Genomic DNA, 14,561 nt, shown 5'->3' on the forward strand with positions numbered 1-14,561 from the left:
CTCCCTTTAGAGGATCGTTTCCGTCGGGCTGTTCTGTGCGACTCGCGTCCAGCCAGCCCATTCCTCGGTATTGGTGGTGGGCGTGCCCAGCAGATAGCCCTGCACGGCGGCCACCCCGAGGCGGCGTACAGCTTCGAGTTCTGCAAAGGTCTCGATTCCCTGAGCTATCACCACGGCGTCAAGGTAGTTTGCGAAGCCAACCATGGCTTCCGCAAGGGAGGAACGCAGCGGGTCTGCCTCAATGCCGGCGACAAGGGTCCGGTCAAGTTTGATGAAGTCCGGCCTAAGTTGCCCGATGTGCCGGAGGGACGTGAAGTGGGAGCCCGCATGGTCGATCGCGAGGCGGACGCCGCCCCGGCGCAACGGGGCCAGCGCCGCCCCCAGCGCGACGGGTTGTTCGCGGGTCATCTCCTCGGTAAGTTCCAGGACCAGGCGTCCAAGGTCCAGGGAGCAATCGTTGAGCAGCTCGGGCAGCAGCGGGTCGAGGCACGTCGCTGGCGAGATTTTAAGCGCAACATACAAGTGCGGCGATAAGTCCTGGGCGGCTTCCAGCGCGGATTCCAGGGCCGCGAATTCTAGTTCGCTGCCCAACTGTTCTTTCTTGGCCGTCGCAAACCAGTCCGCAGCCTCGTCGCCTCCCTCGCTGAAGAACCGGGCCAGGGCCTGGGCCCCGACGACACCCCCGTGGGAGAGTGCACATATCGGCTGGAAAGCCGTGATCAGCATCTGGCCCTGCAGGATCGACTCGACGCGCGAACCGACCTGCGTTATCGATTCCGGAGAGGACGTGCCGGTCATGGGCGCCAGGTTCGCGGCCGCGCCTACGGAGCCTGTACGCTTCCTCAGCGCAATCAGGTGCTCCACGAGCGCCACTTCCGGCCGGGCCGGATTCGCTGCGAGAAGCTCACGAAGCTGCGTTCGCGCGGCGGCCTGCGCCGACTCGGTTCCGGCCAGGACCGTCGCGATTATCTCTGCGGCTTGCGCGCGAATCCGTGGCGCAACGTGGTCCGCCGATTCGCCCTGGAGAGGGCGGCCATTCCGGCCGTCGGCGCGTTCCTGAAAAGACGAAGGCTCTATCGGCATTGGCTGCTCCCTTTCTCCCGTTCCGGCTGAGCCGGAACGCACCAGCCGCCGTGCACTCTCTCGCGCCAGATTCCGAGAGTAGCCATCCGCTGCTGTGACAAAATTTTACAACGGGACTAACCGGAATGTCGTATCAGCGTGGAAATTGGCCAATGTGGGCGAGTATGTCCGATTCGGCCCTGGCTTTGGTCCTGCCCAGTGTCTTGAGTGCGGACTCGCCGGCGCATAAATGCCGTTGTGTTCTGCCCTTCTCCCGGTGCCCCCGGGCATGGCGCTGAAACCCGGGTGCCCCGTTCACGAATACCACGGGCGCAACGGTCGCCGTGGGCGATGTAATTTGGACGCAATCGTCCCGCAGAGAGCACCAAGGGGGGCTTTAGCGCAGAATTGGGATCCGAATGCGTCAGAAGAGCGCAGGAAATAGGCAGTTTTTGCACAGCAGTGGCGGGCTACTTTTATCGCTTGGCTAGCTTTGACGCTAACCGTGGGGCCTGTCGAAAGCGTCACTCTCCCGGACAGACCAGGCACCTTCCTGGCCGGTGATCCGGTCCGAGCAATGGTCTCAACCAATCCGAAATCTCTCTCGTGTATCCCTCGTCGCCGCTGCCTCAGCCGCTCTAATGGGCTCGATGGCATTGTCGGCCACTGCTGCAACAACCTCAGGCACCGATGTCACCGTCACAGTTCCCACCGGTAACCTTTCGATCTCGGCACCGGGCACCGCGGACCCTGCCCTCGGGGCGCACCAACGTCTACTACGCTTCATTTCTCAGCTGCGTCCTCTTGCTCCCAAGTCCCGCTGGCGGCCCTGTACACACACCAGTAGCTGGTCGCTTCGCCGTGGATCGATTCGCGGATGCTTATCCAGGTCCTGTCACCTTCCCGGGGCGCGCGGGGGGTGGGGAGCTCACCGCTGGCGGCGCCCGACCCATCAGGCTCCTCGTTCACGCAAATTCACCCCTCTTATATTGCATCCAGAAAACAAGAATGCCCCGGTTGAGACAGACGCGACAGGGGCATACTGCCCTATGGCATTGGCAAGGGACGCGTTGAATGAGCCTGATGGTCAGCGGTGGTCGTAAAGGGATACATGGTTGGGAGTGAGCCACGTTTTCGCCGGTGGGCTGCTGGACTGCCCTGTCTTGTCGACAACGGCGAGCCTGCGCGGCGAGTGTCTGAGTCGGTAGCTGGGGCTTTTGGGGGCAACGACGTAGTCGTGGTGAATGATGCGGCCGATAACGGCGGAAGCGACAACCTGGTATCCGAACAAGGAGAGAATGCGGGGCGTTCACTGATTGTGGCATCAGGAGAGCCGGGCCTCACCGATCGGCTAAGCCGGCCGTAAAGCGTTCCTCATGGGTTCCGTCGGTTGGGGTGTAAGCTCCGGATATTTGTCGTCGGCGCTTTAGGTCGAGGATTGTGCGATTGCGACGGCAGGGTGATTGACCTGAACGAACACAACAATCCGGATGAATGCATCCTGAGGCCTAACAACCGGGGCACAGGTATGGAGTCGGGGCCACACGGTCCGCGGGGCCCGTCACTTCCCTGCCGGGGGACGATTCCCGTTTGCAGGTGACGGCGAGCCGTTCCAAGAATTGACCCGCGTCGCGGCATTGACTGCAGGCATCGGCCGGATCTAGCGTTTATTCATCGAATGATGAATAAACGAGACCATTGGAGGTCTTGATGTCCCCGGTCGAAAATGATGACAGAGTCGCCGGGAGCCGGGATGACAGGCTCGCTTCCGAGGGAGCCCCGGCCGTCGTGGCTTCGAAGCTACACATCTCAAGGGGTCGCACTGGAATCCTGCGGGGTCTTGACTTCTCCATTGAGTCCGGCCGCATCACCGGGCTGCTCGGACCGTCGGGCAGCGGAAAGACCACATTGATGCGCGCCATCGTTGGCGTTCAGAAAATCACCGACGGGTCCATCCGCGTGCTCGGGCGGCGGGCCGGCGAGCCCTCCTTGAGGCACGACGTTGGGTATGTCACCCAGGCGCCCAGCGTCTACACCGATCTGAGCGCAGAAGCCAACGTCCGATACTTCGGTGCGATGCACGGCGCGACAGCGGCGGATACCGCGTCGGCCATTGCCGCCGTCGGACTAGAACAGTTCGCCGGGCAGAAGACAGCGGACCTGTCCGGCGGGCAGCTAAGCCGGGTTTCGCTCGCGTGTGCGCTCGTCGCGTATCCGAAGCTGCTGGTTCTAGACGAACCGACGGTGGGTTTGGACCCGGTCTTGCGCGCCGAGTTGTGGCAGCGCTTTGCCGCGATGGCGGAGGCTGGGACCACTCTGTTGGTGTCCAGCCACGTAATGGAAGAAGCCTCGCACTGTGCGTCACTGCTTCTGTTGCGTAACGGCCTGCTGCTGGCGCAGCTCACCCCCGCCGAGCTCGCCGAGCGAGGACGCAGCGACGACCTTGAACAGGCCTTTCTGCACATCATTCAGGACGCTGAGGCCGGATCGGATTCGGGCCCGGAAGCACAGGAAAGTCAGGCGGTACGATGAACCCGCGGATGATGCTGGCCACGACGGCCCGGGTGCTGGACCAGCTGCGTCACGACCACCGCAGCGTGGCTTTGATCATGGTGGTGCCGGCGCTGTTGCTGACGGCCGTATATTTCCTGTTTGAAAATGAGACCGTGCCCCCTGGGTCCCCGCGGACTTTTGACCGCGTAGGTCTGATGATGCTGGCCATATTCCCGTTTGTCGTCATGTTCCTGGTCACCTCCATCACGATGCTGCGCGAGCGGACGTCCGGGACGCTGGAGCGCCTGCTGACCACGCCCATCCACAAGGCCGACCTCCTGTTCGGCTATGCCTTGGCATTCTCAATCATGGCGGCGCTGCAATCGATCGTTGCAACGTCCGTGGCGTACTGGGCCCTTGGGCTTGACATCAAAGGTGACCCTGGGCTCGTGGTATTGATCGCGGTCATTAATGCCGTGCTGGGTGTGGCTCTGGGGTTGCTGTGCTCCGCGTTTGCCCGCACGGAGTTTCAGGCCGTGCAGTTCATGCCCGTCGTGGTTATCCCCCAAATTCTGCTGTGCGGACTTTTTGTGGCCCGGGAGCGGATGAACGAAGTCCTTGAGGGGATCTCCAATGTTCTGCCCCTGACGTTCTCGGTGGATGCCCTCCAGGAGATCGCCGGCCATTCCGAGGCCACGGCCGTCATGTGGCAGGACGCGGTTGCCATGACGTCCATCGTCTTGGGGATTCTGGTCCTCGCGTCCCTGACGCTGCGACGGCGGACTTCATGAGCGGAGGCCGTCAGCCCTTGCGGCGCGGGCGGCGGGGCAGCGGCGCGGACTCGAAGGAGCTGATCCTGGCCGCTGCCCGGCGTCTATTTTCCGAACGCGGCTTCGACGGCACTAGCCTCCGGCAAGTTGCCCGGGAAGCCGGGGTCGACCCGGCAATGGTCCACCACTACTTCAGCAGCAAGGACCAGCTCTTTGTCTCGAGCGTGGAACTTCCCGCAGACCCGGAGACTGTCCTGGCCGGAGTGGAAGACTTGGACGCGGCCGAGCGTGGCGAAGCAATCGTCCGGGCTATGCTTTCCCTCTGGGAAAGCCCCGCCCAGCGGGGATTGGTGGCGTTCGTCCGCGGCACCATCGGCTCGAAAGCCAAGACCGCGCTGCTCCGCCAAATACTCGACCGGACCATCTTGTCACGGATCTTGGCCGGAGTGCCCGGGACGCCAGAGGAGGCCAGGATACGCGGCGATTTGATCGCCACCCAGATGGCGGGGCTATTGCTGATGCGATACGTGGTGCGTCTGGAACCGCTCGCGTCGGCCGCGCCCCAGGACGTAGTGCGGATGGTCTCCCCAACCGTCCAGCGCTACCTGACCGGCATGTTGATTACCCGCCGGTAACGCGCAGCCATTGTCGCGAACTGGTATCACATTCGGCGTGCCTCGGGTCGCCGCCGCGGAGTCACCCACCCGCAAGCCCTTGTTATTTCGTTGACTCCAGGACCAAGGCGGCGCCGTCACCTTCGAGGTGGAGGCCGCTGCAGCCGGGGTCCAGCCCGGGTCGGGGACGGTACCCTTCCGGTCAGGCATGTCCTTTCTCGTATGGGGCCGCCGGCAGAGCCGTCAATCGCAGAAAGGGTCGTCGATAGCACCAGTTAGTAGCGGTTGCTGAGTGCTGGTTGGAACTGCTCGGCTGTGCTGTGGTCTTCAGACGACGCCCTCAATGGGGGCGATCCCGCTCTGCGGTGGTCCGAGTGGATAGGATGTCGGGATGAGTTGCCGTGAGCGTCATGAGGAGCCCCGCGCGAGTCCGTGGACTCAAGCGCGAAGGCTCCCGGCTCTCCACGCTGGGGGACTGGAGAGCCGCTTCTAGTTTAGTGGCATGAATGCACTCGTGGGGACTTCGGTGGCCCGTGGCGTATCCATTGGGGCCCGGGCACCCCGGATGCGCTCTGCCGTTCTCCTTGGAGTGGCATGGTTTAGGAGCCTCAGACTCTCCGTTTCGAGCGTATCTGCGGCTGCCTTGAGCAACGTCGAAGCATGGTCGCAATTGCCCGTGCCTCCTGGCTTTGGGTTGCTGCGAGGAAATCGAATATCAGCTGCCCAGTTGATCACTTCTTCCGTTCGGCCAGATTCAGCTGGGGACACGGTCTGACGTGAGGCGGCCTCGGACCTCGAATCCATGGGGGTTCCGATAGAGTGCGGTGTCCGTTGGTATGCGACGATTGCGGGTCCGGCGTACACAAGGATGGCGATGATTTTCGGCCTCGGTCAGGCTCTGGTCGTTAGACCGCGGCTCCACCTGAGGAGAGATCGTCGTCCGCGGGCCGGCGCCCGATCCTTTGGAGGAGCCCGGAGGCTGGCTTTTTCGCGTGTCGGCTATACGACGGATTCTGCCAAAATATCGGGGGCTGGCAATGTGCTGAGCCACTCACGGGCCTCCCCGACGGATGTGAAGTATCCTGTAGGATATTTCTGATTTCGAAGGAGTGCCACGGAAACAACCTGGTCTACAATGCTGGCCCCGACGACGGCGACGGCTGATACGAAGTGTTCGGTCTGGAGCGTTGAACGGGCTTCCGGGCTTACGTTCACCTCGGACAGTTCTACAAGTATGGGCTGCAGCGTGGTGCCTCCCAGGGACCGGATGGCGAAGATCACCGCATCGGCGTCGGCCGCGGCAATGGTTACGCCCGGCGTCCACTTCAGGTGCAACGTTCCGCCCTCGTCGACGCGCAGGCTTGCGTTTACAGCTGGCATAGCGATTTCGACCACGTGGTCCCCTTAATCCCGAGCATGACAATAGCCCACAAAGCGTCACATATGCAGTTCCGCCTGTGTGTCATGGCACGCCGATGATGCGGCATCTCAGTGACAAGAGCGAAGACGCAGGGCGAGCCTGTGGATCTCTAGCGCAGAGACCGCGCGAGACCGATTCCTTGTTGGGCCACAACGGACGTCAGCGACGCTGCCTGACGGCAGCCCCCGGGAACGGGTCACCCACGAGTGCCCGCAATCGAGGCGCCGGCGATCACGGGATGGTCGCGGTGCAGGTTCCCGAGGGTCGACGCGCCCTGGGGCGAGCCCAGCTCATCGAAAAACTCGACATTTGCGAGCACGTAATCGGCCCATTCGTCCGGTACATCATCCGAATAGTAGATCGCTTCAACGGGACAGACCGGATCACAGGCGCCACAGTCCACGCACTCGGAGGGGTGGATATAGAGCGAGCGTTCGCCTTCATAAATGCAGTCCACCGGGCACTCGTCGATACAGGCCTTGTCTTTGACATCCACACAAGGCTGGGCAATCACATAGGTCATGGCAGGCTAGACCCCGGTGTAGACAGTCTTGCCCCAGGTGAAGAAGTCGAGCGCCGACTTCCCCTGCTCGCGGAACGTGTTGGTGGACGAGTCCTTGACACCGCCGAAGGGAACGTTAAGGTCCAGGCCAGCGGTCGGCCGGTTGACCTTGATGACGCCTGCCTGGGCGCGTGCAGCGAAGTCAGTGGCCAAGGCCAGCGAGTCGGTGCAAATTCCGGCGGTGAGGCCGTAGCGTGAATCGTTGATCGCGGTGAGCCCGGCCTCGTAGTCCGGGACCTCCAAGACTGCGACGACAGGTCCGAAGATCTCTTCGGTCACGGCGGCATCGTCGAAGGGCAGGTCCGTGAGAATGGCAGCTGGGAACAGGAACCCGGCGTCGGCGCCGCCGTCGAACTCGCCGTGCAGCAGCGTGGCGCCGCGTTCGACGGCGGTGCGCACCGCGGCCTGGTTCTGTTCGAACTGCTGGCTGCTCACCACGGCGCCCATCCTTGCGGCTTCGAGGCCGTCGCCGGCGGTGTACTGCGCAGCTTCCTCGGTGAGAGCGTCCAGGAATGCGGCGCGGATGCCGGGCGTGACGTAGACGCGGGACGTGGCGGTGCAGGCCTGGCCGGTAAGGCCGAACGCGCCGGCCGCCACAACCTGGGCAGCCTTGCGAGGATCGGCGTCGTCCAGGACCAGCACCCCGTTCTTGCCGCCCATTTCCAGTTGGACGCGGGCGCGGCGGCCGTTGAGGATTTCCTGCAGTCCGAGTCCCACTTTGGTGGAGCCGGTGAAGGACATGCCGGCGATGCGGTGATCGCGGGCCAGGGCGTCGCCCACCACGCGGCCCTTGCCGTGAACCACGTTGAACACGCCCGCGGGCAGCCCGGCGTCCTGCAGGGCGCGGGCCAGGTGCGTCGCGGAGAGCGGGGTGAGTTCGGCTGGCTTGATGACGACGGCGTTGCCGCTGATCAGTGCCGGGGCGGCCTTCCAGGCCGGGATGGCGATGGGGAAGTTCCACGGCGTGATGAGCCCGACGACACCGAGGGCCTCGCGGCGTGTGGTGATGGTGGTGTCCGGCAGGCCGCTGGGCAGCACTTCGCCGGTGGCCGCCCAGCCGAGGGAGCCGAAGAAGCGCAGCACGTCGGAGGCGCGTTTGACCTCGCCTTTGGCTTCGGCGAGGGTCTTGCCTTCTTCGCGGACGAGGTCTTCGGCGATGGCGGTCTGGCGTTCGAGGAGCAGGTTGCCGGCGGCTATCAGGATGGCGCCGCGGGTCGGGGCGGGCAGGGCGGCCCAGGCCGGCTGCGCGGCGGCGGCGGCGGTGATGGCGGCGTCGACGTCGGCGGCGGTGCCACTGGGGGAGAGGGCGGCGAGCTCGCCCGGGCGGGCCGGGTTCATCCGCTCGGTGTCTGCTCCGCCGACCCATTCGCCGTTGATCAGGTGCCGGGCGGTCATGCGGTCCGCGTCGGCGGAGCTCTCGGTTGCAGTTGCGGTGTCTGGTGCCGTGGAAGTCATGGTGGTCCTTCGGGGGAGTCGGAGCATTGTGTGTTGAAGGCTCAGAGCCTACTGGGGTTAGAGCCCGCGGATCAGGCCGCCGTCGCAGCGCAGGGCCACGCCGGTGATGTAGGAGGCTGGTGCGCTGCAGAGAAATGCCGCGGCGGCGCCGAATTCCTCGGGTTCGCCATAGCGTCGGGCGGGAATGGTCTTACGGGATTCGAGTTGGATTTCCTCGGGGGTGGTGCCGCGCCGCTTGGCGGCGGCCTGGTCGAGCTCGGCGGTCCGGTCCGTGGCGATGCGTCCGGGTAGGAGCATGTTGACCGTGACGGCATCCAGTGCCACCTCGGCGGCGAGGGTCTTGAGGTAGCCGGCCAGCGCTGCACGGCCGGTGTTGGACACTGCGAGGTTGGGCAGTGGTGCCACGACGCCGCTCGATCCGACGGCCAGGATCCGGCCCCAGCGCCGTTTCCGCATTTCCGGCAGGATGTGCGAGACGAGGGCGTGGTGGGGTTTGACGAGCTGTTCGAACGCCGCGGCGATGTCGTCCGCGCCGAGGGTGGCGGCCGCGCCGGGCTTGGGCCCGGGACCGTTGAGGACCAGGATGTCGATGGGCCCGAGTTCCGCGACGGCCTGTTCGACGGCGGCAGCCACGCCTTCTGGAGTGCTGAGGTCCGCTGCGATTGCCACGGCGCTTGGTCCGTAGGTGTCCGTCAGTTCGGCCACGATCTCCTTGGCCCGGACTTCGCGCCGGCCTGTGATGGCCACCCGGACGCCTTCGGCGGCGAGTGCCCGGGCGATGGCGAGGCCCAGACCGCCGGTTGACGCGGACACAAAGGCGGTCTTTCCGCTGATTCCGAAGTCCATCAATGCCTCCCTGCGGTGGTCAGGGCGGTGGCCCGGTTGCGGCCGAGGGCTTCGGCGGCCTCGGCCAGGTGCGTGCGCAGCCCGGTCCGGAGAACCTCGGGGAAGACGAACGCAGGGGCGCGGACGCTCGCGTCGGCGATGAGTCCGCGCTGTTGCAGGCATTCCTTGCGGATCGCTAGTGCGATTTTCGCCTGCTGCTCAAAGTTGATCAGCGGCAGGTAGGGCAGCAGGGCCTCGCGGGCGGCCTGGTAGCCGGCTTTGTGCCAGGCCTGCACGCAGGCGATGAGCGCTTCCGGGTAAGAGAACCCCGTCATCGCCCCCGCGGCGCCGGCCATAAGCTCGTCCAGGAGACCTTGGCCGCCGAGGCCGCCGAAGACCGAGACATCGAGCGCTGCCGTGAGGTGTCCGATGGCCACGGAGGTCGGCGGAGCCTCGGCCTTGACCGCGGTGACGAAGCCGCAGGCCTGAACCACGGAGATGAGGGCCTCGGTGCTGATGTGGACGCCGCTGGCCAACGGGTAGTCCTGCAGCACCACGTTCGCTCCGGTGGACTGGTGGATGGCATTCAGGTGCGCGATGACCACGCCGGGGTTGGCGGAGTTGGCCTGCACCATAACGGCCGACAGCCGGTCGCCAGTGGCAGCCCGGATGGATCGGATTTCATCGACGGCGGTGCCGGTGAAGAGTGAGGTCACCCCCACCACAAGAGGCAGGCGCGTTTCCTCCACGACCACCTCCAGGACCAGGTTGCGCTCGGCCGCCGTCAGGGCCGCGGCCTCGCCGAACACGCCCAGGACCGTGAGTCCTGTGGCGCCGATCGACTCGTAGTAGCCCACGAGCCCGGCCAGGCTGTCCGTGTCGACGTTCAGGGCGCTGCCTTGGAACGGTGTGGCGACGACACCCCACACTCCGGGTGTCAGTGACTCCCTCATTGGTTTCTCCTTCTAAACTCTTGTTGTTCTTCGAACGGCCGAATGTTTGGCTAGCGGCCCGGCCAGACCGGCGGGCGCTTTTCCTGGAAGGCGCGGACGCCCTCGGCGGAGTCTTCGCTGTCCAGGGCCGCCATGAGAGCCGGGAGCCGAAGGCCGCGGGCCTCGGCGGCGGTCAGGTGCGCGGTCCGTGTGACCATCTGCTTGACCGCCCGGACGGACGTGGGGGCGCAGGCCAGGATCTGGTCCACCCAGCGCTGTACCGCGGCGTCGAGCTCCTCCGCGGGGACCACCTCATTGACCAGGCCCATGGACTGCATCTCTGCGGCCTCGGCCTTTCGCCCGGTGAGGAGCATACCCATCGCCTGGGTGTAGGGGATCCGGCGCACCAGCTGGTGGATGCCGCCGTCGAGGGCCAGGCGCCCTACGCGCGGTTCTGTCAGCCCGAAGCGGGCTGTGTCCGCTGCTATCACGATGTCCGCGCCGAGCACGATTTCCATGCCGCCGCCGAGTGCGTAACCGTTGACCCGGGCGATCACCGGGACGTCCAGGGTGGTGCGCAGGCTTAGCCCGCCGAAGCCGTTCGGGTCCAGGTTCGCCCAGTATTGGAGGCCGGTCTTGTCCACGGCAGAGGCGGACATGTCAGCGCCCACGCAGAAGGCACGTGTCCCGGCGCCTGTGATGACCACGGCGCGGATGTCCGGATCGGCTTCGAGCTGGTCCCAGATCTCGTTGAGGCGGGCCTGGGCGCCGCTGTCGACGGCGTTGAGCACGTGTTGGCGGTCGATGACCACGGTGGCGACGTGGTTCTCGATGGTAAGGGTGACCTGGTCAACGGCGGTGGCGACTGGGGCGGTCGTCCCGGCCTCTGAAACGGCGGTCATCGCAGGACCCCCAGTTGCTGCAGGCGCTCGATGGTCTCGGCGTCGAACCCGTTCTCCAGCAGCACCTCTACATTGTGTTCGCCCAGCCGTGGGGCTACCCGGCGGATGGTGGGCGGGGTGGCGGAGAGCCGGATGGGCGCGTTGAGCATTTTCACGGTGCCGACGCCGGGGTGTTCGGCCTCGACGATCATGCCGTTGGCCTGGGTCTGCGCATCGGCCAGGGTCTGCGCCAGGGTGTGCACGGGTGCGTTGAGCAGCCCCTGCTCTTCGAGCCGGGTGGTCCAGTATTCGGTGCTGTTGGTAGCGATGCGTTCGCGGAAGATCGCCTGCAGCGCAGGTTTGTGTTTGAACTGCTGCTCGAGGTTGGCGAACTCGGGCCGCTGCGTGAGGTCCTCGTCCAGGCCCAGGGCCTCCGAAATGCGCAGCAGCGGGTCCGGGGTGAAGCCGCCCACCATGCAGACGGCGCCGTCGGTGGTTTCAAAGACGCCGCTGAGCGGCATGGCGCCCCAGTTCACCTCGTAGCCGCGGTTGAGCTGCATGCAGGCCTCCTGCATCTGCAGGTGCAGCATGGAGTCGTACATGGTCACTTCCACCTTCTGCCCGACGCCGGCGGACTCGCGGGTGCGCAGTGCCAGCAGGATGCCCTGCATGAGATGCATGCCCGTGATGTAGTCGCACAGCGTGGTGGGGTAGATCGAGGGCTTCACGTCATCCGATTCGCGCCGCCACATGACACCGGAGTAGGCCTGGGCGATCGCGTCCTGGCCGCCCTTGTGCGAGTAGGGGCCCTCGGGGCCGAAACCCGTGCCGGAGGCCCAGATGATGCCCGGGTTCTGCTCTTTGAGGTCCTCGTAGCCGAAGCCCATCCGCTCCATCACGCCGGAGCGGAAGTTGCTGACCACCACGTCCGCGTCTGCGAGCAGCCGGCGGAGCACGTCCTTGCCCTCCTCGGTGCGGGTGTCCACGGAGATGCTGCGCTTGTTCCGGTTGATGGACAAAAAGATCGGGTTGTCCTGGCCGTCCTTGTCCGGGAACGAGTTGCGGGAGATGTCCCCGGCGCCCGGACGTTCCACCTTGATGATGTCCGCGCCGTAGTCGCCCAGCAACTGGGTGCAGGACGGGCCCATAAACACCTGGGTGAAGTCCACGATCTTGATGCCCTCGAGGGGGAGCGGGGTGCCGGCAGCTTCCGCGGCAACCGCCGTCGTGCCTTCTGCCGTTGAACCTGCGTTGAAGAGTTCGTCGATGACGGTGCTCATGCCCCTACCACCGCGTCTACGTCGAGGGTGGCGTTCGACGACGGGACGTCGCCTGGGTCGGCGCCGTGCCGGCGCATGCCCTGCTGGATCTCCATGGCGGAGACGTCGCGGACGAGGGTGCCGTTCTGGACCGCCAGTGCGGCGGCGACTCCGACGGCCTGGCCCATGGCCATGCAGGGTGGGATCTCGCGGGACATCTTCTGCGCCTCGGGGGTGGCGGAGTAGTGGCGGCCGGCAACCAGGAGCTGGTCGACTTCCTTGGGCAGCAGCGAGCGGAAGGGGTAGTAGTAGTCGCGGCCGCGGGCCACGGTGTCCGCGAAGTGGCGGCGGGAGGTGACGTCGTCCTTGGTCATGACGTACTCGCCCTCGAGCAGGCGGGTCTGGCGGACGCCCATCTGGGAAGCGACGTCGAGCATGTAGCAGTTCTCGAAGCCGGGCAGGTTGGCGCGGACGTAGTCCACGGCCTCGGTGATGCGGTCACGCGCGGCGAATTCGGCGGCGGTCATGTCCGCCGGGTCGACGCCGTCGAAGCCGGTCATGTGGGGTGCGTTGCACCAGACGACGCCCTCGATCGGGGTCTTGAGCCACCACAGTTCCCAGGCGCCGCCGAGGAGTCGCTTGATCTTGCGGTTGATAGCGCGGGCTTCCTTCGGGTTGGCCTGTTCGAAGGCCTCCGCGGCGTCGGTGTCGACGTTCCCCAGGCGGAAGACGAGCGTGGTGAGGTAGCTGTCCTTGACGTAGCTGGCGCCGGCCCGGGAGGCGACGTCGATGTCGCCGGTGGTGTCGATGACGATGTCCGCCATGAAGGCCTGGGGGCCGGACTTGGTTTCGCAGATGACGCCTTTCATGACGCCGTTGTCCACGATCGGGCGGGAGAACCAGGAGTGCAGGCGGAGGTTCACGCCGGCCTCGCGGACGAGGTCGTTGGAGACGCGCTTCCAGCCGTCCGGGTCGAAGGCGGCCGCGTAGCAGACCGGCTTGGGGGTGGAGTGGGAGTGGAAGTCGAAGGTGCCGTAGCGGCCCCACTTGTTCCAGAGTTCCTCGGAGGTTTTGCGGTCGTCCGCCGGCGGCACGATCGCCAGGCCCAGCTTCTGCAGGCGCTCCACGTATTCGGAGACGATGCCGGTGACGGTGATTTCCTGGCCGTTGATCATGTCATCGAGCACTAGGACCATGCCGCCGGAGGCGAGGCCGCCCAGGGAGGAGTAGCGCTCGAGAAGGGTGACGGAAGCGCCCGAGCGGGCTGCGGTGACTGCAGCGGCCACACCGGCGGGGCCACCGCCGACCACCAGGACGTCGGAGCGGGAGATGACGGGTGCAGTGAGGTCCGCCGTGGTGGTGCTGAGATCCAGCGACGACAGGGCTGTGGACGGGTTCATGGAGGATCCTAACTTTTCCGGCGCAAATGCCGTTGGAAAGGCGGCCGGTGACGTAGAAGACGGTGCTCGGGAGGGGCGCGGCGACGTCGGCCGCGAATTCCACCCGGCAGGGGGTATGACGCATCGCGGCCCGTTGCGGGCCGTGCTGCGGACTGTTGGAGGGGCTCCGGGGGCTACGTGGTATCCGGACCGGAGAAAGGGTGGCGGCTAGAGCCGGCGGGTCACCACGCGTGCGGTGCGTTGACCCAGATCGCTACGCAGACCTCTTCGTAGCTGTTTTTGTACCAGTGGGGCGTTTCCGAAGAGAAGGTGATCGAGTCGCCTTCTTCCAAGGTGTACTTCTCGCCGTCCAGGAAGATGTCTTTCCGGCCGGAGATGACGATGCCGAATTCCTCGCCGCTGTGGCGGAAAGGAGTGGCGCTGGTGTCGTGGCCTGGCGGACTCACGATCCATTGGGCCTCCAGCGCACCGTTGAGGTCCGGGGTGAGCAGCTCATAGACGGCTTCACCTACAGCCTTCTTAGTGACGCCCTTGAGGTTCCGCCGCTCGGCCTTGCGGACCACGGGGGACCTGGTTTCCTCCTGCCCGAGGAAGAACTTCCCCACAGGAATGTCCAAGCCGTGTGCCAGCTGCGCCAAGGTGGTAAAAGACGGATTGGCCAAACCCCGTTCGATCTGGCTTACGATCGCCGGGCTGAGGCCAGTGACTTCGGAGAGTTTCGCAAGGGTCATCCCTTTGTCCTTGCGCATGTTGCGGACCTTGTTGCCTACAGTGGCAAGAAGAACGCTCGTGCCGGCGGGGGAATGGCCCGTGACGATTTCGTTGGTCATGCTCCGACTCTCTCTTGGTGAGCTAACACACATAACTATAGTGAAAACTTTTAGCGAA

At 65.2% G+C, this 14,561-nt stretch carries 14 protein-coding genes; 4 read left to right on the forward strand and 10 right to left on the reverse strand.

What is annotated here, in order from left to right; all coding sequences use genetic code 11:
- Window positions 1–6: 6 nt before the first annotated feature.
- The gene (locus ACZ5Z0_RS01125) at window positions 7–798 is read right to left on the reverse strand and encodes an EAL domain-containing protein (protein ID WP_464109521.1); all 792 of its coding nucleotides are present in this window, start codon (window positions 796–798) and stop codon (window positions 7–9) included.
- Window positions 799–855: 57 nt separating this feature from the next.
- Here ACZ5Z0_RS01125 and ACZ5Z0_RS01130 point away from each other — a divergent pair, with 57 nt between their 5' ends.
- The 4 genes from ACZ5Z0_RS01130 (at window position 856) to ACZ5Z0_RS01145 (ending at window position 4,960) form a co-directional block, all read left to right on the forward strand.
- The gene (locus tag ACZ5Z0_RS01130; RefSeq protein WP_464109522.1) at window positions 856–1,113 is read left to right on the forward strand and encodes a hypothetical protein; all 258 of its coding nucleotides are present in this window, start codon (window positions 856–858) and stop codon (window positions 1,111–1,113) included.
- Between the two features lie 1,659 nt (window positions 1,114–2,772).
- A complete protein-coding gene (locus tag ACZ5Z0_RS01135) occupies window positions 2,773–3,594 on the forward strand; it encodes an ABC transporter ATP-binding protein (protein WP_464109523.1) in 822 nt (273 codons plus the stop codon).
- Between the two features lie 8 nt (window positions 3,595–3,602).
- Window positions 3,603–4,346 (forward strand): ABC transporter permease, encoded by a 744-nt coding sequence (locus ACZ5Z0_RS01140; protein WP_464109524.1) that lies wholly within the window; start codon window positions 3,603–3,605, stop codon window positions 4,344–4,346.
- Complete coding sequence (locus ACZ5Z0_RS01145; protein ID WP_464109525.1) at window positions 4,343–4,960, forward strand: TetR/AcrR family transcriptional regulator; 618 nt, start codon at window positions 4,343–4,345, stop codon at window positions 4,958–4,960. The genes ACZ5Z0_RS01140 and ACZ5Z0_RS01145 overlap by 4 nt, the downstream gene beginning before the upstream one ends.
- Window positions 4,961–5,938: 978 nt before the next feature.
- On the opposite strand, the gene ACZ5Z0_RS01150 is transcribed toward ACZ5Z0_RS01145, so the two are convergent.
- From ACZ5Z0_RS01150 to ACZ5Z0_RS01190, 9 genes are all read right to left on the reverse strand, one after another.
- The gene (locus tag ACZ5Z0_RS01150; RefSeq protein WP_464109526.1) at window positions 5,939–6,334 is read right to left on the reverse strand and encodes a DUF7793 family protein; all 396 of its coding nucleotides are present in this window, start codon (window positions 6,332–6,334) and stop codon (window positions 5,939–5,941) included.
- 221 nt (window positions 6,335–6,555) lie between these two features.
- Window positions 6,556–6,882: a ferredoxin gene (gene fdxA, locus ACZ5Z0_RS01155; protein WP_464109527.1), complete on the reverse strand. Its 327-nt coding sequence runs from the start codon at window positions 6,880–6,882 to the stop codon at window positions 6,556–6,558.
- Window positions 6,883–6,888: 6 nt separating this feature from the next.
- A complete protein-coding gene (locus tag ACZ5Z0_RS01160; RefSeq protein WP_464109528.1) occupies window positions 6,889–8,376 on the reverse strand; it encodes an aldehyde dehydrogenase family protein in 1,488 nt (495 codons plus the stop codon).
- Between the two features lie 57 nt (window positions 8,377–8,433).
- A complete protein-coding gene (locus ACZ5Z0_RS01165; protein ID WP_464109529.1) occupies window positions 8,434–9,222 on the reverse strand; it encodes an SDR family oxidoreductase in 789 nt (262 codons plus the stop codon).
- Window positions 9,222–10,154, reverse strand: a complete 933-nt coding sequence (locus tag ACZ5Z0_RS01170) for a dihydrodipicolinate synthase family protein (RefSeq protein WP_464109530.1) — start codon at window positions 10,152–10,154, stop codon at window positions 9,222–9,224. The genes ACZ5Z0_RS01165 and ACZ5Z0_RS01170 overlap by 1 nt, the downstream gene beginning before the upstream one ends.
- Before the next feature lie 50 nt (window positions 10,155–10,204).
- The gene (locus tag ACZ5Z0_RS01175; protein WP_464109531.1) at window positions 10,205–11,035 is read right to left on the reverse strand and encodes an enoyl-CoA hydratase-related protein; all 831 of its coding nucleotides are present in this window, start codon (window positions 11,033–11,035) and stop codon (window positions 10,205–10,207) included.
- On the reverse strand, window positions 11,032–12,294 hold the full coding sequence (locus ACZ5Z0_RS01180) for a CaiB/BaiF CoA transferase family protein (RefSeq protein ID WP_464109532.1): 1,263 nt from the start codon (window positions 12,292–12,294) through the stop codon (window positions 11,032–11,034). The genes ACZ5Z0_RS01175 and ACZ5Z0_RS01180 overlap by 4 nt, the downstream gene beginning before the upstream one ends.
- The gene (locus ACZ5Z0_RS01185; RefSeq protein WP_464109533.1) at window positions 12,291–13,673 is read right to left on the reverse strand and encodes an FAD-dependent oxidoreductase; all 1,383 of its coding nucleotides are present in this window, start codon (window positions 13,671–13,673) and stop codon (window positions 12,291–12,293) included. The genes ACZ5Z0_RS01180 and ACZ5Z0_RS01185 overlap by 4 nt, the downstream gene beginning before the upstream one ends.
- 221 nt (window positions 13,674–13,894) lie before the next feature.
- Window positions 13,895–14,503, reverse strand: a complete 609-nt coding sequence (locus ACZ5Z0_RS01190) for a helix-turn-helix domain-containing protein (RefSeq protein WP_464109534.1) — start codon at window positions 14,501–14,503, stop codon at window positions 13,895–13,897.
- Window positions 14,504–14,561 lie beyond the last annotated feature (58 nt).

It is taken from the genome of Arthrobacter sp. T2-23 (assembly GCF_055398325.1).

Coding starts and splice junctions, on each gene's coding strand:
- ACZ5Z0_RS01175 (WP_464109531.1), bottom strand. CDS start 11,035: ATGACCGCCGTTTCAGAGGCCGGGACGACCGCCCCAGTCGCCACCGCC.
- ACZ5Z0_RS01160 (WP_464109528.1), bottom strand. CDS start 8,376: ATGACTTCCACGGCACCAGACACCGCAACTGCAACCGAGAGCTCCGCC.
- ACZ5Z0_RS01190 (WP_464109534.1), bottom strand. CDS start 14,503: ATGACCAACGAAATCGTCACGGGCCATTCCCCCGCCGGCACGAGCGTT.
- ACZ5Z0_RS01140 (WP_464109524.1), top strand. CDS start 3,603: ATGATGCTGGCCACGACGGCCCGGGTGCTGGACCAGCTGCGTCACGAC.
- ACZ5Z0_RS01165 (WP_464109529.1), bottom strand. CDS start 9,222: ATGGACTTCGGAATCAGCGGAAAGACCGCCTTTGTGTCCGCGTCAACC.
- fdxA (WP_464109527.1), bottom strand. CDS start 6,882: ATGACCTATGTGATTGCCCAGCCTTGTGTGGATGTCAAAGACAAGGCC.
- ACZ5Z0_RS01185 (WP_464109533.1), bottom strand. CDS start 13,673: ATGAACCCGTCCACAGCCCTGTCGTCGCTGGATCTCAGCACCACCACG.
- ACZ5Z0_RS01170 (WP_464109530.1), bottom strand. CDS start 10,154: ATGAGGGAGTCACTGACACCCGGAGTGTGGGGTGTCGTCGCCACACCG.
- ACZ5Z0_RS01135 (WP_464109523.1), top strand. CDS start 2,773: ATGTCCCCGGTCGAAAATGATGACAGAGTCGCCGGGAGCCGGGATGAC.
- ACZ5Z0_RS01125 (WP_464109521.1), bottom strand. CDS start 798: ATGACCGGCACGTCCTCTCCGGAATCGATAACGCAGGTCGGTTCGCGC.
- ACZ5Z0_RS01145 (WP_464109525.1), top strand. CDS start 4,343: ATGAGCGGAGGCCGTCAGCCCTTGCGGCGCGGGCGGCGGGGCAGCGGC.
- ACZ5Z0_RS01180 (WP_464109532.1), bottom strand. CDS start 12,294: ATGAGCACCGTCATCGACGAACTCTTCAACGCAGGTTCAACGGCAGAA.